The 22469-nt window shown below is 26.5% G+C and carries 25 protein-coding genes and 1 riboswitch; of the genes, 4 read left to right on the top strand and 21 right to left on the bottom strand.

Annotated elements, in window-relative coordinates; translation table 11 throughout:
* Positions 1-157 precede the first annotated feature (157 nt).
* On the bottom strand, positions 158-1636 hold the full coding sequence (locus CNEONATNEC86_RS06585) for an SMI1/KNR4 family protein (RefSeq protein WP_159135721.1): 1479 nt from the start codon (positions 1634-1636) through the stop codon (positions 158-160).
* Positions 1637-2066: 430 nt separating this feature from the next.
* Positions 2067-2819 carry a class I SAM-dependent methyltransferase gene (locus tag CNEONATNEC86_RS06580; RefSeq protein WP_159135720.1) on the bottom strand — a complete coding sequence of 251 codons (753 nt, stop codon included), beginning with the start codon at positions 2817-2819 and terminating at the stop codon, positions 2067-2069.
* 279 nt (positions 2820-3098) lie between these two features.
* Between CNEONATNEC86_RS06580 and CNEONATNEC86_RS06575 the strand changes: the two genes are divergently transcribed.
* Complete coding sequence (locus tag CNEONATNEC86_RS06575) at positions 3099-3575, top strand: GNAT family N-acetyltransferase (RefSeq protein ID WP_058294471.1); 477 nt, start codon at positions 3099-3101, stop codon at positions 3573-3575.
* A gap of 138 nt (positions 3576-3713) precedes the next feature.
* Here CNEONATNEC86_RS06575 and CNEONATNEC86_RS06570 read toward each other — a convergent pair whose 3' ends face one another.
* Positions 3714-4640, bottom strand: coding sequence for a DMT family transporter (locus tag CNEONATNEC86_RS06570; protein ID WP_159135719.1), 927 nt, complete (start codon positions 4638-4640; stop codon positions 3714-3716).
* A 1-nt stretch (position 4641) separates the two neighbouring features.
* The gene (locus tag CNEONATNEC86_RS06565) at positions 4642-5394 is read right to left on the bottom strand and encodes an AraC family transcriptional regulator (protein WP_338149279.1); all 753 of its coding nucleotides are present in this window, start codon (positions 5392-5394) and stop codon (positions 4642-4644) included.
* Between the two features lie 371 nt (positions 5395-5765).
* Between CNEONATNEC86_RS06565 and CNEONATNEC86_RS06560 the strand changes: the two genes are divergently transcribed.
* Positions 5766-6341 carry a helix-turn-helix domain-containing protein gene (locus CNEONATNEC86_RS06560; RefSeq protein WP_125149149.1) on the top strand — a complete coding sequence of 192 codons (576 nt, stop codon included), beginning with the start codon at positions 5766-5768 and terminating at the stop codon, positions 6339-6341.
* 92 nt (positions 6342-6433) lie between these two features.
* Here the strand turns inward: CNEONATNEC86_RS06560 and CNEONATNEC86_RS06555 are convergent, their stop codons facing one another.
* From CNEONATNEC86_RS06555 to lgt, 11 genes are all read right to left on the bottom strand, one after another.
* A complete protein-coding gene (locus tag CNEONATNEC86_RS06555) occupies positions 6434-6907 on the bottom strand; it encodes an LURP-one-related/scramblase family protein (RefSeq protein ID WP_058294467.1) in 474 nt (157 codons plus the stop codon).
* 204 nt (positions 6908-7111) lie between these two features.
* Positions 7112-7429 carry a quaternary ammonium compound efflux SMR transporter SugE gene (gene sugE / locus CNEONATNEC86_RS06550; RefSeq protein WP_058294466.1) on the bottom strand — a complete coding sequence of 106 codons (318 nt, stop codon included), beginning with the start codon at positions 7427-7429 and terminating at the stop codon, positions 7112-7114.
* Between the two features lie 172 nt (positions 7430-7601).
* A riboswitch (guanidine-I (ykkC/yxkD leader) is annotated at positions 7602-7696 on the bottom strand.
* A 380-nt stretch (positions 7697-8076) separates the two neighbouring features.
* Positions 8077-8457 carry a desulfoferrodoxin family protein gene (locus tag CNEONATNEC86_RS06545; RefSeq protein ID WP_125149150.1) on the bottom strand — a complete coding sequence of 127 codons (381 nt, stop codon included), beginning with the start codon at positions 8455-8457 and terminating at the stop codon, positions 8077-8079.
* A gap of 103 nt (positions 8458-8560) precedes the next feature.
* Positions 8561-9664 (bottom strand): DHHW family protein, encoded by a 1104-nt coding sequence (locus CNEONATNEC86_RS06540; RefSeq protein WP_125149151.1) that lies wholly within the window; start codon positions 9662-9664, stop codon positions 8561-8563.
* A 9-nt stretch (positions 9665-9673) separates the two neighbouring features.
* Positions 9674-11077, bottom strand: coding sequence for an MBOAT family O-acyltransferase (locus CNEONATNEC86_RS06535; protein ID WP_125149152.1), 1404 nt, complete (start codon positions 11075-11077; stop codon positions 9674-9676).
* Positions 11078-11578 carry a DUF4358 domain-containing protein gene (locus tag CNEONATNEC86_RS06530; protein WP_159115891.1) on the bottom strand — a complete coding sequence of 167 codons (501 nt, stop codon included), beginning with the start codon at positions 11576-11578 and terminating at the stop codon, positions 11078-11080.
* Positions 11579-11835: 257 nt separating this feature from the next.
* Positions 11836-12750, bottom strand: coding sequence for a permease-like cell division protein FtsX (ftsX, locus tag CNEONATNEC86_RS06525; protein ID WP_058294461.1), 915 nt, complete (start codon positions 12748-12750; stop codon positions 11836-11838).
* Positions 12740-13426 (bottom strand): cell division ATP-binding protein FtsE, encoded by a 687-nt coding sequence (gene ftsE, locus CNEONATNEC86_RS06520; protein WP_125149209.1) that lies wholly within the window; start codon positions 13424-13426, stop codon positions 12740-12742. The genes ftsX and ftsE overlap by 11 nt, the downstream gene beginning before the upstream one ends.
* A gap of 117 nt (positions 13427-13543) precedes the next feature.
* The gene (locus CNEONATNEC86_RS06515; RefSeq protein WP_159135717.1) at positions 13544-14722 is read right to left on the bottom strand and encodes a murein hydrolase activator EnvC family protein; all 1179 of its coding nucleotides are present in this window, start codon (positions 14720-14722) and stop codon (positions 13544-13546) included.
* Positions 14723-14912: 190 nt separating this feature from the next.
* Positions 14913-15173: a hypothetical protein gene (locus CNEONATNEC86_RS06510; protein ID WP_058294459.1), complete on the bottom strand. Its 261-nt coding sequence runs from the start codon at positions 15171-15173 to the stop codon at positions 14913-14915.
* A 136-nt stretch (positions 15174-15309) separates the two neighbouring features.
* Complete coding sequence (gene lgt, locus CNEONATNEC86_RS06505; protein ID WP_058296874.1) at positions 15310-16092, bottom strand: prolipoprotein diacylglyceryl transferase; 783 nt, start codon at positions 16090-16092, stop codon at positions 15310-15312.
* Positions 16093-16528: 436 nt separating this feature from the next.
* On the opposite strand from lgt, the gene CNEONATNEC86_RS06500 reads away from it, so the two are divergent.
* Positions 16529-17224 carry a hypothetical protein gene (locus CNEONATNEC86_RS06500; protein ID WP_125149156.1) on the top strand — a complete coding sequence of 232 codons (696 nt, stop codon included), beginning with the start codon at positions 16529-16531 and terminating at the stop codon, positions 17222-17224.
* Between the two features lie 133 nt (positions 17225-17357).
* Here CNEONATNEC86_RS06500 and CNEONATNEC86_RS06495 read toward each other — a convergent pair whose 3' ends face one another.
* From CNEONATNEC86_RS06495 to CNEONATNEC86_RS06480, 4 genes are all read right to left on the bottom strand, one after another.
* Positions 17358-18233 (bottom strand): 50S ribosomal protein L11 methyltransferase, encoded by an 876-nt coding sequence (locus CNEONATNEC86_RS06495; RefSeq protein WP_125149157.1) that lies wholly within the window; start codon positions 18231-18233, stop codon positions 17358-17360.
* 89 nt (positions 18234-18322) lie between these two features.
* Positions 18323-18568 (bottom strand): GNAT family N-acetyltransferase, encoded by a 246-nt coding sequence (locus CNEONATNEC86_RS06490; protein WP_125149158.1) that lies wholly within the window; start codon positions 18566-18568, stop codon positions 18323-18325.
* A gap of 27 nt (positions 18569-18595) precedes the next feature.
* Entirely contained in the window at positions 18596-19321 is a 726-nt protein-coding gene (locus CNEONATNEC86_RS06485; RefSeq protein WP_125149159.1) for a DUF421 domain-containing protein, read from the bottom strand.
* A 218-nt stretch (positions 19322-19539) separates the two neighbouring features.
* Positions 19540-20088, bottom strand: coding sequence for a DUF4865 family protein (locus CNEONATNEC86_RS06480; protein ID WP_125149160.1), 549 nt, complete (start codon positions 20086-20088; stop codon positions 19540-19542).
* A 215-nt stretch (positions 20089-20303) separates the two neighbouring features.
* Between CNEONATNEC86_RS06480 and CNEONATNEC86_RS06475 the strand changes: the two genes are divergently transcribed.
* On the top strand, positions 20304-21146 hold the full coding sequence (locus CNEONATNEC86_RS06475) for a LysR family transcriptional regulator (protein ID WP_230132291.1): 843 nt from the start codon (positions 20304-20306) through the stop codon (positions 21144-21146).
* Positions 21147-21289: 143 nt separating this feature from the next.
* On the opposite strand, the gene CNEONATNEC86_RS06470 is transcribed toward CNEONATNEC86_RS06475, so the two are convergent.
* Positions 21290-22204: a PhzF family isomerase gene (locus CNEONATNEC86_RS06470; RefSeq protein ID WP_125149161.1), complete on the bottom strand. Its 915-nt coding sequence runs from the start codon at positions 22202-22204 to the stop codon at positions 21290-21292.
* A 65-nt stretch (positions 22205-22269) separates the two neighbouring features.
* A complete protein-coding gene (locus tag CNEONATNEC86_RS21775; protein WP_276508207.1) occupies positions 22270-22392 on the bottom strand; it encodes a hypothetical protein in 123 nt (40 codons plus the stop codon).
* Between the last annotated feature and the right edge of the window lie 77 nt (positions 22393-22469).

Genomic DNA, 22469 nt, shown 5'->3' with positions numbered 1-22469 from the left:
AAATGAAAAAAATCAAAAATATTGTACCTATATGATCATTTTAACTGAATATAATTAATAGTATTTGTATATAATTTATATATCCTTAATACAAATCAACCTCGAAAATGGAGACAGCTAAATTAATAGCTATCTCCATTTTATTATATAAATAATATCAATTCTCCATATATCCCCAAGAGTTCAATTCAATATAACTTTTTATTTTAGAAATAAGATTATCAACATTTTCTTTTGAAGAAGCATTATAAACCATAACACTTCTAATATTTGTATCCTTCAACATTTCAATATTAAAAATATTTTCTGCATCAACACCTATTTCTTCAATACATGGACATTCTTTATAAATACTCATATCTGAAACTGGATATTGAACTTCCTTAATTTTTTTAAGGTTAGAAATAAAATTAATGTTCCTTTCATCTTCTGCCTTATATCTCATAATAAATTTATTTAACATAGTTAGATTTTTAAGAAAGCTTAAATCTTTAATTTTAATTTTATCAATACAGAGTTCTTTAAGTGATTTTAAATTATTAATGAAATCAAAATTTGGAATGCTTAATTCTTCAAGACTTAAATGTTCTAATGATTTAAAATTTGATAGTTCTTCAACATTCAGTTTATCTATTTTACGCAAACTAAGATCTTTTAGATTCTTTAAATCACTCAAACATTTTATACTTTCTATTTCCATTATATTTAAACTAAGTTCTTTCAAATGACTCAAAGATGACAAATATTTTAATTCATCTTTAGAAAATTTACAATTTACAATATATAGTTTTCTAAGTTCTGAAGCTTTAGAAATAAAAGAAAAATCTGTAATATTACAATTATGTATTACAACTTCTCTTAAATTATTCATATATTGAAGTGGCTTAAAAGACAGATTTTCATTTTTAATAAAGAGGCTCTTTTCATTTGCCAGAAGTTCTTTACTTACCTTATCATCTTTTAAATGATCAACGTAATATGATTTCCAAAAATCCCTAGGCATCTTAATATATTCATTAGAATCTCTTCCAACTTCACCTGAAATACCATCTAATTTATTAAATAGATGTCCACTTTCAAATTCAAAATAAGCTTTACCATTATCGCCAACAGTAATATACATCTTTTTACATTTAAGAGTTTTAAAAATAAACTCATACAATCCTTCTAAGCTGTCTGCTAAAAGATATGATCTATTATTGTCTAAATCAACAGTGATTATTTGCCCTATTATTCCATTTTTATCTGGATTCATATCAAATGCTATAAAATTTCCTGATCCATCAGATGCAAAAGGTACTTTACTGCTTATAGTATCATCTTTAATGAATCCTGTCTGCATTGACATAAGTTCAAAATCCATATGTTTAAAATTATTAATTGTATCTAGTATATCATTTGTGCTCATTAAAGAAAATCCAAGCATCAATCCTAAATATTCATCATATTTTTCGCCATCATATTTAGAATACAAGTCTACAAAAACTCCTGGCAGCTTATGTTCTATCAACCTTTCAATATTTTTTATATTATCTTCTGTATCACTTTTATTGAGTTTTTCTTCAATATCAGGAATAAAATCACTAAACTTTTCAAATAACTCATTGTTACACTCAAATTCAAAATATTTTCTCATATGCCACTCCCCTTATTATTTCAATTTAACCATTATTAACATGTTAATTATATTTTACCATATATACATCTATTAGACTTTATTTTTTTAACTAATAGTCAAAAAATTAAGGCAGTTTATACTAAATAATTAATAAAAATGCTGTTGCAAAAACTGCAACAGCTACTTCATTTATATAAAATTAATATACTTAAGTAAATCAAATTGAATATTCTACTTCTGCCTTAAAGGCTATGATGAAAAATACACTCATAGTAAAAGGCAACGATAAATTAAACTTTTCTATTCTATCGTCTTAAAATCATAAAAAATATATTTCTATATAAACTAAATTCATTGTATAAATGCTGTTTTGTCATTACGATTATATCCTGCTTGTTAATAAAAATTTAATGTACTTTCTTTCTTTGATCCAGTTAACAGCATCATTTTAGAATATCTTTTGGGCTTTTATTCTAATACGAACATAATCTGCATACCAAGTTTCATCTTCATATAAAATTGGTTTTAATTCTTGTACAGCTTCTTCAATAATTTCCTCTGTCAATACTTTATCTAGACTCTCAAATGGCAAAGTAACAAACATTTTTATCCACTCCTTCATTCCATCTTCCCCAATTAGTGCAGTCTTTCTATCAAATAAAGTAGCATATAAAACTTTTAATCCATGCTTTTCAAGAATAGGTGCATACTCTCCAATTGTTGGAAAGTAAAAAGTACGTTTATATTTTAATCCTCTCTTTTCAAAGGCCTTCTGCAAAGCTGAATGAATGGTTTCTGCACAACCTTTTCCTCCAAATTCACATACCAATTGTCCATTAACTTTTAAAGATTCAGATATACTACCTACTAATTCATCTTGATCATCAATCCAGTGAAAAACAGCATTAGAAAATATGCAATCCACAGGTTCGTCCAAAGTAAATTTTGTAGCGTTATCCTGCATAAATGTTAACTCTGGATAATTGCTTTTAGCTACATTTAACATCTCCATTGAAGCATCCATCCCAATTGCTTCTACTCCCATGTCTGCTATTTTTCTTGTTAACGCACCATTACCACATCCAAGGTCAAGTATCTTCATACCTTTCTCAGCATCAATTAAATTCAATACATCTTCACCATATTTATGCACAAATTGAAAGTCTTTTGTATATCCTTCAGCATTCCATTTAATATTCATAATCATCCCTCCATTAAAAAATCATATTAACTTTAAAAATACTATATCATAATGATTTTCATAACTGAAATATATATTATTTATAACTTATATGATTTTAAGTTATATGATTTTAAGTTATATAATTATTTTTACGTCCTTGATTAAGAGTAAAATAATATCCTAATTAATCATCTATTGATTGTATAAATTTTACAATATTTCTCTGTCTGAAATCCAATAATTGGTTTATAATAGTGCCATATATTAACTATTTTATATTGTTAGGTGGTAATAGAAATGAACTATAGAAGAGCTACAAATTCTGATATTGATTCTCTAGTAAATATGAGAATTGCATATCTAAATGATGATTATGGGGTTCTAGATGAAATAACAGAAGAAAAAATCAAAAAAAGTCTCCCAGATTATTTTTCAAAACATTTAAATCATGATTTATTTGCCTATTTATCTGAAGATGATAATATGTGCATCGTTGCAACAGCATTATTACTAGTTGCGGAGAAACCAGCTAATCCAAATTTTATCACTGGAAAAACAGGAGCAGTTTTAAATGTTTATACTGATAAAAATTACCGTAGACTGGGGATTGCTAAACATCTTATGGAAATGTTATTAAGTGATGCTGAAAAAATGAGACTTGATTTTGTAGAATTAAAAGCTACTAAAGATGGGTATCCTTTATATAAAAAGATAGGATTTTTAGAGGAAAAGTCAAATTATACATCAATGAAATATATCTTTGAAGATAATTAAAATTATTTTATACTATAGAAATATTAACTAAACAATTTCAATATTAAAGAATATAAATTCTAAAATTCCTAAATTCTAAAATTCTCAAGAATTTTAGAATTTTAGAATTTTTCTTTACATTCGTCATATAAGAAAAATTTATTGATCATTCTCCATTGCTAAAGTTTGAGATTTCTTTTTAAATTCAATTTTACTTTGAGAGAAAAATAATCCTGCCAAAGTAAATAAAGTTCCTATAGCTGCAACTTTAGTTATCTTCTCATGTAATACAATTACAGATGTTACAACTGTAATAACTGGAACTGCATAAATATATACGCTTGTCTTTACAGCACCTAAAGCTTTTACAGCTAGATTCCATGTAACAAAGCAAAGTGCTGATGCTCCAAATCCTAAAAATAAAATATTAAATAAATAAGTTGTATTTGTAAATCTCTCTAACCCTATTTGGAAATCAAAGAAGAATAAAGCAGGTGTCATAAATATTAAACCATATAAGAAAGTTCTTCTTGTGGTTTGGATTGTGTTATATCCGTAAGCACTTATTTTCTTTGTAAATACAGAATATACTGCCCACATAATTACTGCGAGTAGTGCAAGAAAATCCCCAAGTGGATTTAAATGAAACTCTGTAGTTCCATTAAAACTAATCATAAATATTCCTATCATTGATGTAATAAACCCTATAAAAAAGTTTCCTTTAGGTCTTTCTTCTTTTAAGAAAATATAAGACATAATTCCTGTAAAAAATGGAGCTACTGCAGTGATTACCCCAACATTTGAAGCCATAGAATAAGTTAATGCAATATTCTCCAATAAAAAATAAAGTGTTACTCCAGATAATCCAGCCAAAACAAACATAAGCTCTTGTTTTATACTTGTCCCCTTTAATCTCTTAGGATAAATTACCATTAATGTAAGAAATCCAATTACAAATCTAAAAAATAAAATCTCTATTGCCTGAAAATCTACCAACAAAATTTTTGTTGATATATATGTCGTCCCCCATATAAATACAGTAAATAAAGCTGCAAAATGTTCTCTTATATTATTATTTTGTTTCATATTAACTTTCCTCTTCTTTAAATATAATTTGATACTGCTTAGGTGTTATTCCAATAAAACTCTTAAAAAATCTAGTAAAGTGACTTTGATCTGAAAATCCTGTTTGCATAGCAACTTCAATTGGTTCAACTCCACATTCCAAAAGCTTTTTTGCATGATTAATACGAACAGCTTCTAAATACTGATAAGGAGTTACTCCGCATTGTTTTGTAAAGCTTCTAAGCAGTGTATATTTTTTTAGTCCAGAAACATTACATAAATCTTCTAAACTTACTTGATTTCTATAATTTCTATCCATATAATCACATGATTCCCTGATCTGTGTACTTATTTGTGCACTATTTGTTTCTACTTTCTCAGTATATTTTTTCAAGAAGTATTCAATAAGAAAATTAAATGCTTCTTCCTTTTCAAATTCCTTATATTTTTCCATAATCATATGATGAAGTTCTCTAATCAAAGTTACTTCATTTGAACTATAGATAACATTCCGAGTAAATTGTGGCATATAACGTTCCCCTGTTATTTCATATACCATCATTTCCATGATTTCAGGTTTAATATTTAAACACCTATAATCTAACGGTTGTCCATCTATTGATTCGCAGGTATGATTTTCTTTTGGATTCATAAGCATTAAATCTCCTGATTGCAAATCATAACTTTTGTTTTTGCACAAAAGATGACGATTACCTCTTTCAATTAAGCCAATTACATAGTGTTCATGAAAATGATTGGGGAATTTCTGCATAATCCTTTCAAATTGATATGCTTCTATATTTAAATCCTCATCAAATACAGCTTTTCGTGCTTCCTGTCCTATAATAATCCCCCTCCTTACTATAAGTAGTATATCATGAAATTTCTTTTTTTCTTGAATGATATTAACACAAATTTGTACAATAACACATTAAGCAATCATTAATGTGTTTCTATTATTAAGTATCGCCCAATTTATAGAAATATCTTTTAAATATTACCACTATCTACATTATATCATAACCACATTGTTATAAATATTTCTACAGTGTTTAGTGACCTTTAACTCTACTACATTTATGCAGTTTTGAATCAAATTTTTCATATATACTTTACTTTATATTTCAGAAAAAGGAGGTAAAATTTATGGATTATAATTATGTCGAATCCTTAGCTATAAATGCCAAGCAAGGAGATGAAAAATCAAAAGAACTTATTATAAAAGAATTTGAGTCTTATATCTCAAGTCTTTCCAGAAATACTTTTATATACGGATATGATGTTTCTGATATAAAAAGTGAATGTTATAAGACACTGTTTACCTGTCTTAAATTATACAACTTTAAAAATCATAGATTTGTTGCTTATGCTATTAATGGAATAAAACAGCACTTGCATTATCTTATTAGAAGTGACAATTACAGAAGTATATTTGAAGGCAAAAAAGTATTTTCTTTATTAGATAATGATGAAGATTCATTAATATGTGATGATATCACCGCTGAAGAATCTATTTGTAATCAATCTGATTATGATTTTTTATCCAAACTCATTAATAATCTAAGTGAAGATGAAAAAGAACTTATATCTTTTATTTTCTATAATGGCAATTCTGCTAAAGATTATTCCAGACTTAAAAATATACCTTATACAACTGTCATTTACAGGCGGGATAATATTTTAAGAAAGCTTCACTCACACTTTTTGGAAGTAAATGTATAGCTATATCTTAATGGAGATGATTTTTTTGAAAAGGCTGATTAAACTAAAAAGACACTAAACAAAAATTTAATGTTTAGTGCTTTTTTTAGTGTCTAATTATTTCTAGAACATATTTCACAATCTACAGCTAATACAATAGCTAAACTTAAAAGTTCATCTTCTTCTCTGTCTATATCAAGAACGTAACTATCTCCCCAGGTCATCCATTCTTTATATATTCTCATTATTGGCATTCCTCTATTTTTTAGAACATAATCATGTTCCATTATTTTTCCTTCAAGTTCTAAAGAAGTTCCTTCAATATAATATCTAGGTTTAAAAAATGTAACCTTTTTTACAAGTTCACCTGTAAAGGCTCCATTTATACTTATTTCAAATCTTGGTACAAAAGTTAACACCTTTTCTTTTATAAAAGCTACTTCATTGTTGTCTAAATCATAAATATGAAGCTTATGTCCCCATGAAAAAAATTCTCCCTGAACAAAATATCTATCATTTCCATAATCATCTTTTACAACAAAAGTATCTGCAAAAGTAAATACTCTTTGCTTTATAAATAATTTCATTCATTCTCTCCAATCATTAAATGCTTTTCTTAATTATATCATGTTTATTAAGTTTCATTGATAATATTAATGCAAATTATATTGAAAGTTTCGGATGTTTAAAAAATTCCCTACAAAAATAAATTGAACATGTACTCTCAAAATATGATTAGAATACATGTTCAATTTATTTTTGTAAAATTTTTTTCACACAAATTATTATAGTTAATTTGATGTTAATTTTAAACCAATAATTCCACTAACTATTAATATGATACAAATTATCCTTATAATATCCAATGGTTCTTTAAATAGAACAATACCCAATATTACTGTTCCAATAGTTCCTATACCTGTCCAAATTGCATATGCAGTGCCTAATGGCAAGCTTTTTAAAGATACTGATAAAAAATAGAAACTTAAAATCATACCTACAATAGTTAAAATACTAGGCAATATTCTTGTAAAGCCTTCAGAAAATTTCAATTCTACTGCCCACCATACCTCAAAAAGACCTGCAATAATTAAATAAATCCATTTCATAATTTTACCTCCTATGAATTATTATTTCTTAAGAATTATATGGTACTGATTAAAGTATCCAATTTAATTAATCATAATACTAATAATGAAGCTTTATTATTAAAATATTTAATAGCTATCCTACTTATTAAAATTGTGCAAAATAAAAAAGCCTAGAGAAATATTGTTAAATTTCTCCTAGGCTTTTATCCTTCCGTGTCCACTTTTTACTGTGGGTTTTCCCTCGGACCTGCCAGATAAAACTGCGGAACCCTAGAAAACTAAAATATATAATTTTTATATATTACTAATAATAATTGAATTCTAACATACATAGAAATTAAATTCAACTATAATAAACCAATTATGTCATTTCATCTATTTCATTCACGAAGCAAACTTATTACTAGCCTTATCAAATAATGCATCAAAATACTCAACGTATATAGCCCCAAATAAATTATATATAATACGCATAATTATAACTCTTTAAAGCCTAAAATAGATACTACCACCATCAAAAAATTTAAAAATAATTTTCCATTTATAAGTTGCAGAAAAAACAATCATTAAAATATCACATATATTAGAAAAATACATAATCATTAAAAATTAGAAACAAAAAATCACTAGATACAAACTACCTAGTGATTTTAATATTTTAAAATTTATTTTACAGTTTTGTCCCATAATCCATGTAAGTTACAGTAAGCATATGCTTCAACAACTTCATCTCCTTCAGAAAGAGCAAACTCTGCTGCTGGTCTTTGCCCAACTTCTAATTTCTTTAATTGAATTCCTTGGTTTGTTTTTAATAAAATCCATTCAATAAAATGTTCTTCAACCATTGGATGCTCAACTTCTCCAACAACAACACTTACTTTATTATTATTAACACTTACAACTGGGATATGTTTTTCTGTAGCGGCTTCTACTGATCTTGAAACAAGTTCTTGTAATTTAGCGCCTTCAAGTGCTATTTCCTCACTTCCACTAACTACTATTGCATTATTTTTATTATCATTTAATATATAAAACTTTTCGTTCATTTCCTTTACCTCCAAAAATTAATAACTTTATCTATAAATGTATTATACATTAATTAATAATAATTATCAATAGATAGTTATTAAATTTTCTGATTTTTTAAAATTATTTTTTTATTCTAGTAATATCAGCATCTTTAATAAAATTATTGAAATTATAAATTATCAAGACATTATATAACTTATTTTCTTTTGCATATTCATTTACACTTTTAGAAAATGATCTTAAATCAACGACATGTATTTCTTCAAAGCTTTGAGTTAAAAATGGAATCATACAATTTGCATATGAATCTTTAACTATAAGTAATTTGTCTTTATTAATACTATTATCATTTTTAATAATAGTTAAAGGATTATTTCCATACAAAAATAAAGAATACTTATCTCTTATATTTAATTTAGTATGATCATATAAGCTATTATAAGTTTTTTCATTAATATTCATTTTAATTCCCGGGAAATTATAATAAGTTAACGTGTCAAATTCGTACTTAAAAGGTTTTGCTTTAGAGTAATATGTACCAAGAAAATCTTCGCACATATTTTTTTCATATTGATTTAATTTAATGGGTTCCTTCCCCATGCTTTTTGCATATTCTAAGTAACCTAAATAAGCACCTTCTGTTGTCCAATGATGATCATTTTTATAATACAAAAGTTCATTATCTTTTTTATTATTCATGCTTTCAAACAGATTAATATTATGTGTACCTTTTAATCTACTATAAATATTAGATATTTCTTCTTTACCATTTAAAACTGGAGCAAAGAGCGGCAATTTTTCCTTATAAATTGTATATGAGTTTGGAACTATCATTATACTCACTTTAAAATCACTATTTTCTACAAATATGTTAATTGAATTTATATTAGAATCCACTCTCTTTTTATCCATAGATGTTAATTTTTCAAATAAAAAATTCTCATTTCCATAAATGATATTATTGTTTTCTATTTTCCCTAGTGCATATTCACTTCTAGATTTCAAATTAATCCACATATCTCTTCCTATAAACTGATCACTCATATAATTTTCATACTTTTCTGGAAAGCTTCCTTCAATATATCTTTTTAAAGTAAATTTGGGTCTGCTTTTTAAATATCTATTTTCAAGCTCTGAAAAATTCTTATCAGATTTAAATATATCTAAACCTGTAAATCCTAGAAGTACAATAAAAAAACAATATAATAATAAATTTTTCTTCATAATATCCTCCTAGAATCTAAAATATAAAAATGGATTATATGTAGCATCAACCAAATATGCCACACTTATAATAAATATGGACATTAATATTATTGTCTTAATTATCTCCATAGCTATTTCAGACTTCATTGTAATCATATTTTCAATCTTTAAATAAAACTTTGAAGACATTGGCATTGAAAAAAATATGCCTATGCATAAAGAAATTGCATAGTTTCTAAGATAATAAATATACTCTGTTCCATTATTATATATAAACAGCTTACTAAAAAATACCTTCATACTTTCAAAGTCTGTAATTGCAAATACTGTCCAGCCTATCAGTAGAAAAAATATTGTATATATGTGAGAGAATACTTTATACTTATTTAAAACACGTATTAATCCAAGCTTTTCTATGCATATTAAACTGAAAAATAGAAGTCCCCATATTATAAAATTAAAACTTGCACCATGCCACAAGCCTGTTAATGCCCATACTACAAATAAATTTATTATTGTTCTAAATTTGCCATTTCTGTTTCCACCTAAAGGTATATAAACATATTCCTTAAACCATGATCCCAATGTAATATGCCATCTTCTCCAAAACTCTGATATACTTCTAGATGCATAAGGATAATTAAAATTTCTTGGGAAATTAAATCCAAGGATCTGCCCAAGACCTCTTGCCATAAGAGAATATCCACTAAAATCAAAGTAAATTTGAAGCGAAAAGGCAAGAATCCCAACATATGCAAAAGGAGTAGATATGTTATTAAAGCCTGTATTTTCCACTTCACTCCAAAGCATTCCTATATTGTTTGCTATAAGAACCTTCCTTCCAAGGCCTAATATAAACTTTTCTATTCCTTCCTGGACCTTATCTTTTTCAATATTTCTCGCTTTTATTTCATTTTGTATATCTGTATATTTCACTATTGGACCTGCAATAAGCTGTGGAAATAAAGTAACAAATGTAGCAAAGTTTATTATATTTATTTCTGGTTTAATTCTTCCTTTATATACATCTATGCTGTAAGACATTGTTTGAAATGTGTAAAAGCTTATTCCAAGTGGAAGTGTTATATTAACTTTACTTAATGCTAAGCTAAAAATAATGTTTATATTATTAATGAAGAAGTTTACATATTTAAATATAAATAATATTCCTAAATTGAATACAATAGAAAGGCATAATATACTTATGCCCTTTTTCTTATGTTCTTTATATCTATAAATAGCAATTCCTGCACTATAATCAACTAATATTGAGGTTATCATTATTAGGAAATACTTTCCTTCTCCCCAAGAATAAAATATTAAACTTAAAATGGTTAAAACTAGATTCTTATATTTTCTTGGAGTTAAGTAGTAACAAATAAGTCCCATTGGCAGAAATCTAAATAAAAATAAAATACTGCTAAAAACCACTTATCTCAAGGCCTTTTCGAAAATATCTACTGCTTTTTGCGCATTATTTTCACTACCTTCTTCATAATCTGGAATTATGAATAATCCAACATAATTACCAACAACTCGTATTTCTGCCTCATCTACAGCTTCACTTTCTCCTGGATAAAATGCACTTGCTCTTTTATCTTCTATAACTTTTTCAAATGCTTCTTTAACTGAATCTATCTTTTGATCTTTTGCTTTTACAATAGCTATTGTTTCAAGTCCTGTATTTATAACACCACTTTCTATTCTCTGTTCTTCAATATCATCCATATTTAAATGATATTTTTCTGAAACAAGATCTCCTTCCACTACTTCCATAGGTCTTAATTCTAATTCATTTTTTATCTTTTCTATAATACTTGGTATAGACGCATGTCTTGGCTGATCATTGTTTATGTTAGTTGACCATGAGCACCCTGAAAACATTCCAAATGCTATTACTACTACTAACATTTCTCCTATTATTTTTTTCATTTGTATACCTCTTTTCTTTTGTTAAGTCTCATATATTTTAACTCATTATCTATAGTTGTATGCTTATTATAATATTATAAGAGAATTTAATAATAGACTTAAAAAACATATTCGTAATAGGCTTATTCTACTATTTTTTAACCTATCCTTATTTTTATTATACTAATATGAATAAGACCATATTTACATAGATAAATATTTTACTTTAAACAAAAAAGATGTTTGAAATAATTGTTTTTTCAAACATCTTTCTTAATTTATACTTCTAAATATTTTCTAATTGATATGAAACTTCCTATTACCCCCATAATTATTCCTATACCAAGAACTATTGGAATTAATGTGCTTAACAACTCCCATGTACTTGGATAAATCAAACTATCCATTATAGGATTACTCATTATATTCTTACAAACAATACTATATACAGTACTTACTATAATAATACTCACAGTTCCTCCAATAGCACCTATAGCACCGCCTTCAATTAAAAATGGAAGCCTTATAAAATTATTTGTTGCTCCAATATATTTCATTATTCCAATTTCTCTTCTTCTAGTATAAACAGAAATCTTTATGGTATTTACAATTAGTAAAATCGATGCAAACCCTAGCACTACTGTAGATATTAAGCTTGCAGTTTTTACTGTCTCATTTAAGCCAGATAAAAATCTAGTTATAACATCATCGTCATTAACCTTATAAATTTCAGAATATTGTTCTAATTCTGCTTTTATTTCTTTATTTTGAGTAGTATCTATTAATTTAATTTCAAAGCTGGCTGGTATTGGATTTTCACCATTTTTACTTACTTCATTGATGATTCTCTCCATTTCAGAATCACCTTCTTCTTCAAAGCTATCTTTATATTTAGTTAATCCCTCTTCTTGCGAAACAAAAGTTACCTTTTCAACATTAGGTAATTTAGATATTTCATTTTTCATAGTTTCTATTCTTTCTTCTTTTGTATCATTTTCAATAAAAGCTATTAATTCAATCTTATCTTGTAAATTTTCTATATTGATTTTACTTACTTCTATTATTGAAAAAAACGCACCAAATATTGTTAATGAAATTAACACTGTTGTAAAAGCCACAAAAGAAACTAGTCTGTTTTTAAATATATTGCTTATCCCTTCACCACTAAGCTGTCTTACTGTTCTAAGTTTCAAGAGAATAACCTCCTTTTTTATTGTCACTTATAATCTCACCACTGCTCATAGAGATTACTCTTCTTCTCATAGTATCAACAATATTACTATCATGTGTTGCCATTACTACAGTAGTTCCATTATCATTTATTTCTTCTAATATCATCATTATTTCTCCAGCAGTACTTGGATCTAAATTTCCTGTTGGCTCATCTGCAATAAGAAGCATTGGCTCATTAACTATAGCTCTAGCTATAGCTACTCTTTGCTGCTCTCCACCTGATAATTCATTTGGATACATATTATATTTATGTGCAAGACCAACTGCTGACAATACCTTGGGCACTCTTTGTCTTATTCTTTTGGGGCTTTGCTCAATAACTTTCATTGCATAAGCTACATTTTCATATACTGTCTTATCTGATAATAATCTAAAATCTTGAAAAACTACTCCAAGCTTTCTTCTGAAATAAGGAATCTCTTTTTCTTTTAAATCATTAAGTTTTGTTCCATCTACTATTATTTCACCATTTGTTGGCTCTACTTCTTTTAATAGCATTTTTATAAATGATGATTTACCTGAACCTGAACTTCCAACTAAAAATACAAATTCACCTTTATTAATAGAAACATTAATGTTTTTTATGGCATATACATTGTTATCATAAATCTTGTTAACATCTGTAAGTTTTATCATTTGTTCTTTTCCTTCCGTCTTCATATGTTTTTCTTATTTCCCCAACATATTCCATAAGGTAAATTAAAGCACAAAAACTGTAGATTTAAATTCTACAGTTTTTATTATTAATAATTATTATTTTAAATAGCTCATAGGATCTACAGGTGTACCATTTTTTCTTACTTCAAAATGAAGGTGGTTCCCTGTTGAATAACCTGTTGTTCCAACTGCTGCAATCTTATCTCCTTTTTTAACTGTCTGTCCTGATGAAACAGATAAACTTGTATTATGTGCATATAATGTTGTTAATCCACCACCATGATCAATAATCACATAATTACCATAGGATTCACTATATGTAGCTACTATAACAGTACCTGAATTTGCTGCTGCAACTGTCACTCCAGCTGGTGCTGGTATATCTATTCCTGCATGTAATTTACTTACTCCAGTTATTGGATGAATTCTATATCCAAAATATGAAGATATTGTACTATACCCTGGTACCGGCCATCCAAATGCTCCACCTTCATATGAACCAGTTGAACCTGCTGTTAAATTATTGATTTGATTTTCAATATTTTTACTTTCTTTTTCTAATGCTGCAATTTGTTCATTATTTAATTCTATTTCTTCTTTTAAACTATTTTGAATAGCTATAAGTTCGTCTACCTTTGCTTGCTGGTCTATAACTAATTCATCTACCTTTGCCTTTTCTTCAAAAAGAATATCTTGCTTTTCTTCCATGACAGTTCTTTCTTCATCTAACTGTTTTTCTTTTTCTTCTAATTCAATTTGAAGCTCAGTTGTATCTTTAATTATTTTATCATTTTGCTTTGTAATACTTGTTATCATTTCTAATCTTCTGATAAAATTCGGAAAGCTACTTGCTTCTAACAGTAATTGTAAATATCCACCAGCTTGCTGTTCATAAGATATTTTCATTACATCGCCTATTAGTTTATAATTTTCTTCAATTTTTAATTCAGCTTTTTCAATTTCATCTTTTGTCTTTTGGCTTTGTTCTAAAATCTTATTTACTTCAGCTTGAATCGTATTAATATTACTTTTTAACTTATTAACTTGTTCATTTAAATTTGCTAATTCAACTTCCAGCTCTTTTCGCTTTCCTTCTGTTTCACTAAGCTCTTGTTTTGCTGCATCTATATTCTTTTTCTTTTCTTCTATGCTGCTTTCAATATTTTTTTGCTCTCCTTTTAATTCTGATTCTGTCTTAGCACCAGCCTCCATTGTGGAGAACAACGTTGTTAATGTAACAATAGCGCTAATCATCATTATTAAAATTTTTTTCATCTTTTGTTTCCCTCATCCCTATTGATTAAAATATATTTATATATATTTACCCCTCTAGGCACCATCATATTGATTATAGTAAATTTTCATACTAACTTCATTGTTAAAACTTAGCATTCATAAGTACTTATATGATTTATTGCAACCACTACTTTATCATAATACAAGCATCTATTTCAATAGTTATAAACTATTCTTTGATTTCTTTTTCCTTTTTTTCAGAGCAGCAACTATGATTATTTCCTTTAAACATAAAGATCATCATAAGTATCATCATAATTGGGCATAATAATTGTGTAATCAATGGTATTAATCTTGAGCCACCAAGACTTCCCCCTATGAATGGTAAAACAATTGCTAATATTATAGGAAGCAAACAGCATACTCCCATCATTCCAAAGAATTTAAATATACCTTTATTATTCTTATTTGTCTCATTATTTCTTTTCATATTTCTCACTCCTCAATAAAATCGTTTATTCAAATACTTAATTATTTAAATATATTTTATCTAATACAAATGAAGATAATATGAAGAAATACAAAATTATCAATCTTTTTATACTTATTTATAATGTAATCTAAAATTATTGTTCAAAAGCTCTACTTTTCAATACTTTTTTTATATATATAATGTATAAAATCCCTGAAATAATACCTACTATGCTTATCAACTGGGCCATTTTTATATTTCCAATCATCAAACTATCTGTTCTCAATGCTTCTATAAAAAATCTTCCCGTAGAATATAATGTCACATAACTTGCCATAACTACTCCATCTTCATTTCTATTCTTCTTATATAAAATAAATATTAATATAAAAAACACAAAGAAATTCCATAGTGATTCATATAAAAATGTAGGATTATAGTACTCGCCATTTATATACATTCCTTTTTGTATGAATTGTGGAAATTTACTTATAAACTCATATGTTACTAAATCACCATGAGCTTCACCATTCATAAAATTTCCCCATCTTCCTATTGACTGAGCAAGTATCAATGATGGTGCTACAACATCAAGATATTTAGCCATTTTTATCTTTTTTATTTTACAATATATAATTGTAGCAATAAGTCCGCCTATAAGACCTCCATGTATAGCTAATCCCCCTAACCTTAAATTAAATATACTAAGCAAATCATTTTTATAATTTTCAAATTCAAAAATTACATAATATGCACGTGCACCTATAATTGCACATGGGAATGCTATTATAAATCCATCCAGTATTTTTTCAAAATCTAAATTTAATTTTTTCGCATTATAATCAGCTAATAGTATTCCTAAAATTGTTCCTATAGCTATTAATATTCCGTACCATCTTATTTCATAATTTCCCACACTAAATGCAATTGGATTCATCATTGTTAACACCTCTATTCATATTTTTAATTATAAATATAAACTAATAACACCTTGTAAGCCTATAAATTAGTTTATCTAAAATAAATACTGTTTGTCTACTTAATTTGATTTTCTTTTATTATATAAAAAAAATGTGTAAATTATATAAAGATGAATATAAATTTAACAACTTCACTTGGAATATAATTACTTAATATGGTATTATTATCTAAATAATAGATTTGACTTATAGACAACTCTAAATTTATATAAGAAAAATGGTTTTGAAATAGAAGATATAAAAAGAAAATCACTGTATGTTTATGGAGAATATATGGATGAATATTATATGTTTAAAATAATTAGATAATAGTAATCTAATTACTTACAACGTCATATTATTTTTATATGGCTATAATATTAATATACCTGTTAAATAAGAGGGGTTTAAATTGTGAAAAAGATAGTAATTTCAATATTATGTACAAGTATAATCTTAATCTTTGCTGCCTGCAACGATAGTGATAATAAAACTGATAAGTCAATAAATAATGCAGAGCAAAGCAAAACTTTAAAAGATGATTCAGAAAATTATAGCAGTGAAACAAAAGATAATGCTGGGATAATTCAGGCTGATGATAATAAAAATAATGCTAATGATAAAAAAGACACATTTTCAGATGAAAACAATAAAAAATCTATAAATCCAGCTAAGACAGCTAACCATAAACAAACAGAAGAAAACAGAAACAATTATTTACAGAAGAAAAAAGATAACGTAAATAGAAAAATCAACTTATATGAAGGAATGTATTTTGATGATAAATGTTTTGGAGAAAATTCATTAATTGATTATTGTGAAATTGAAATTTCAAATGTAACTGATACTTCTTTTGATTTTACAGTTTATAAAGTAAATGCCTCAAACCAAAAAGAAGACAGGAAAATTATTTTTCTTAAAAACACAGCAGTTTTTATGAGATCTGGAACAGAAGCTGCTTTTTATGGAAATGATTATAATCTTAGTTTTACATTTCCTGATAATCATCTCGCATATCCTATTGTAACAGACATACAAGTATCTGGTTTTAAGCCATTAGAAGGCGGAACTTATGTTAATAACCGCATCCCAGGACATGAATTCGGTTAAGCAATCTAGTAAAAAGACTTTATTTGTATCTCATCCTTTATTCTAAAAAATTTGTGATTATCGCATATTTTGCAATAATCACATGTTAAAATTATATATTTACTTTATATGTAGTTACTCAAATTATATATGTTTATTTCATATTTTTAAGAACCATTGTAACCCATTCATTAGTTTTTGTTTTCTTTACTAAATTATAGCCCTGGTTATTTAGCTCATTATAAATTTCATTACTGCTCCACTCAACAAGGCCTGATACAAAAAGTATTCCATTATCCTTTGTTACATTGTTAATAAGCTCCATAGATGATAAGGTTTCTTCTCCACCTATATTTATGAATACTACATCAAATTTTTCATCCACAACTAAGTTTTTTGAAGTAACATCATTAACAAGTACATCTATATTCTGTATATTATTAAGACTTGCATTGTATAAAACTTCACTAGTTACATCCCTTATATCTAATGCAATTATGTGTTTTGCATTTCTTAAGGCTGCTGCTATACTTAATATTCCAGAACCTGTTCCTAAATCAAGTACGTTTAATCCTGTAAAATCTTCTTCTAATATATATCTTAGTAAATCCTGAGTAGTTTCATGAAGCCCGGTACCAAATGATCCCTGAGACTCAAAATTAATCTTTCCTTTTTCATAAGATATTTCATCATCTGGCTCTGCAATAACCCATCCATTCTTTAAATCAACAGGTTCAAAAGGCTGCTGCCAGTTATCTTCCTTAATCTCAGATAATTTTATATTATCTTGTATATTTAAAACTTTCTTAATTTCTTCAATATGTCTTAAACAGCTTTCTTTATCATTTTCTATAGGATATACCTTTAAATCGGCAACTTCATTTTCTTTTTCAAAAAATCCATATCCATTAGAATCTACTGTCACTTCATATGGAGCATCATAATAAGTAGAATCCAATCCTATGCTTATAAGCTTGTTTAATACTGAATCTATTTCTGAATGTTTTACCGGAAATGATATTTCAAACATAATTTCACCTCATTAAATATTTGTTCTTTGATAATTATACAATAAATATTAAAAAACTTTAAATAAGTGATTTTTTAAATTGTTCACCTCTACATAAAAGTTACATTTAACAATCTAGTTCTTGAATATCTGCCACAACTATCAAATGTACGCTTACTTGCTATATTTCCATACCAGCAACCACCAATGGGAATTAATCCATTTCTTCGGCAAATTTCAGCCATATTTAATTGTAAACTTTTTGCTACACCTTTTCGTCTATGCTGTTCAAGTACAATTTCACCACATGCAACATATGCTTTTTCTACAGTAAAATCACTAATTATTCTATTCATGATTTCCTGTGCTAAACCATTTAAAGCCTATTGTATCCCAAATCTATTTTCTGGATTAAAATCATCTGGATACTTTTTTGAAATAATAAGTTTTTTATTTTTATCTACACCTGCATAAAAAACCTCTTCAATATTATTTATACTTTTCTTTTTAAGTTCAGATTGTAGCCACTTTTTATCTATACCAGCTATTTTAAGATTCTTATCTACTATTTTTCCATCAATTATAATATCATTTACCAAAGAAGAGCTCTTTACCTTTAAGTCCATATCACATGGAGTTATTGGCTTTTTATTGGCTTTTATTAAAACTGATAATTGACCATTGCTCTCCATTATTGCAAATTGTACATCCTCTAAATTAAAAACATCTTTTTCTCTTAACTTCATCATAAGCTCATTTATTGTAATCCTAAGTCTTTTCAAATTTTTATCAATAATACGTCCATTTTCTACTAATATCAAAGTCTTGGCATTTATTATTCTTCTAGCTGAATAACTTTTTAAATTTAAATAACTAGTTGATATGGTCAACAATGCAAAAGTTATCAATGCTACAATTCCCGAAAAAACCACATGATCTTTATCAATTATAATTTTAGCAATCATTGAGCCTACAGAAACACCCACTATAAAATCAAAAAAATTCATTTGTGAAATGATTTTGATACCAATTAATTTACTTAGAATTAATGCTAAAATATATATTAAAATACCTTTAATTATTGTGCTAAATAATATACTACTATACATGCAAAATTACGCTCCTTATCTAAAATATAGGTATATTTTAAGCAAGTTGAGTAATTTTATTCATTTATCACAGCTTTGCAATTGACATTCCAAGACTTGAGCACTTTATATTTTCTCTTTCAAAAGAAAAAAATCCTGGAGTTTTTTCTGCTCTAGGATTTTTTTATCTATTCCATATTGATACTTATAATAAAAATCATCTCTGCTATATACTTAGTTCATATTTTTTCTTGTGATATGTGAAGTATATCATAAATTGTTCCTTCTTCTAATTTTACTTTGCTTAAATCATCAATAAAGTAAAACACATTATATTTCCACTTGTCAGGATTATAAATTACTATATATTCTGCATCTTTAATGGTAATTATATTTTCTTCTATCTTATCTTTTAAATTATTAAGACTTTCTTGCGGCTGTATTTCTCCTGTTATTTCAAATACATATCTACTATCTTTAATTTTATATGTTGTCCTATCGATTAGTGGTATTCCAAGATTTACTTTTTGCCATCCAAAAGAAGTTATTATATTGTCATAAAAACCATTAAACAAAAACTTGTTTAATCCATTACTATCTCTCCAAATATATAAAGGACAATAGCTATTTTGTAAACTTCTATTTATTCCTTTTTCAGTTGTTAGATATAGTTTAAACTTCAATTCTTCAAATACATCTGTTTTATAACCGTTATTTTTTACTCTATCCTTTATTATATTCATATCATAATCATTCGGTAATGTAATCTTATATTGCATTGCTATCATTTTATCTTATCCTCCCTTTTAATATCTATTTTATTTTTAAATTAATGAGTAAAATTATTACTCAATTAATTTATTATCTTTTACACTTACAGTTTAACTCCTCATATAAAAGTTGTATAATACTTATAAATAATCTTTAATATCACTATTAGTGATAGCAATGCAAATATATATTGGTTTTAATGAAAGGTTTCTATAACATGGAGATTAATGATTTGAGAATATTTCAAACAGTTGCTTATGAAAAATCTATATCAAAAGCAGCTTTAAAGCTTGGCTATGCACAATCAAATATAACTATGAGAATTAAATTACTCGAAAATAAATTGAACACTACTTTATTCATTAGAAACAATAAAGGCACTATAATTACATCTAACGGAGAAAAATTACTTAAATATGCAGATAAAATTCTTCAATTAATTGATGAAGTTAATGAAGAATTTCTCCCTTCTCAAATTACTTCTAGTATTAAAATTGGAGCTACTCAGACTATTTCTGCTTCTATTTTACCTAAAATATTTTCTTTATTTTATGAGCAAAATCCTAAAGTATCTTTAGGATTAAAAACTGAAAAGCAAAAAGTTCTTCTAGATATGGTTATAAAAGGTGAATTAGATGGTGCTTTTATATCTGGTGATATTTTATCTTCGAAAATAAAAAAAGTTATTACTTTTAAAGAAGAACTCGCACTAATATCTTCTTTAAGCATTAATGATATGAATAACTTAACTTCTCCAATAATAATAAATTCAGATACCAATTGTCCTTATCGTAAAACATTACAAAAATGGTTGATTTATAACACCTCCAAGCCTACTGCCATTATTGAATTTGATTCATTAGAATCTATTCTTAAGGGTATTTCCGAAGGCCTAGGAATATCACTTTTGCCAAAAAGTATTTTACCTAAAAACAATAACTTTTTTATTTATAATTTAAATCATAAATTTAGTAAATTAGAGGTTAAGTTTATAATCAATAAAAATTTACGAATAAATCCTTTGCTTAAAAACTTTATTAACATAACAAATAGTTATCTTTCTAGTTCATATTAATTAATTGTAAATTTTTACCCTTTTTCTTGCTCATAGCCTAAAATATTTTTTTCTTCTTTGATTTAAATTTATAAAATCTAATAAAATAAGGCTTTAAATAATACTACAACAAATAGTAAAATCTAAAGCCTATAGCAACTGGATCATTTATTTTCTAACACCAATTCAGATTTAAATATCACCACAGCATCTCCTGAAATTTTAATCTCTGTTGGTTCATTATCTTCTATTTTCACCTCAACTTCAATAATCCCTGATCGATTTATTGCTTCTCCCTGCTTGGCTTTAAATTTTAATGAAGAGTTATTATGCTTAACAAAATTATAATGAACAAGATATGCACCTAAAGGACCATTTGCATTTCCAGTAACAGGATCTTCATTAATTCCTATCGCTGGAGCAAACATTCTTCCATGTACTAAAATATCAGCATCATTTGAATCCATTTTAAATACATAATATCCATTACAATTAATAATTTTGCTTAATTTAGAGAGTTCATCATAATTAAGCTCCAATGAATGTAAAGTATTGATACTTTTTATACCAATCATAACCTTAGAGTGGCCTGTTGAAACAATCTGTATTTTATAATTTTCTATTAAATCACTCTCTTTTATATTAAGTGCTTTTAAAAGTTTTTCTTTATTTATTCCATCAATAATATTTCCAAATTCAATTTTTCCTTGTGTCATTACAATTTTATAATCATTATTTTCTTTTATTACATCAACTGGTAGAATTCCAGCTCCTGTTTTATGAAAAACCCTTGAAGTATCTAATTTATTTTCAATGGCACGTGCATAATGAGCAGCAATAGTAGCATGTCCACAGATTGGCACTTCATTTCTTGGTGTAAAAAATCGTATATGAGCATCATACTCACTACCGTTTGAAGAAAATATAAATGCTGTCTCAGAATTATTAATCTCTCTAGCTATTTTCTGCATTTCTTCATCATTAAGTCCATCTGCATTTGTTATAACTCCTGCTGGATTTCCTGTAAATTTTTCTTTAGTAAATGAATCTATCTGATATAAATTGTATTTTCTAACCATGTATCATTCTCCTAAAATATTCTATTAATAATTACAATATACCTAGCTGATAATATAAGTTACCTTTAATAGTGAACACGAGCTACATCATATCTATTCTCTTGTGAAAATAACATTTCTATTTTTTCTTTTTCAACCTTCTTATCATTATAGTTTCTTATGCTCACTCTATTAAAAATTGAATTCATTTAAACATCTCCTAATTCTAATAAATTTTAAATATTACTTAGCTGTTTATTCATTACTAGTAATAAATATCTATATA

It is taken from the genome of Clostridium neonatale (assembly GCF_900465025.1).
Classification (GTDB): Bacteria; Bacillota; Clostridia; order Clostridiales; family Clostridiaceae; genus Clostridium; species Clostridium neonatale.
This window is presented reverse-complemented; position numbering and strand designations above follow the sequence as displayed.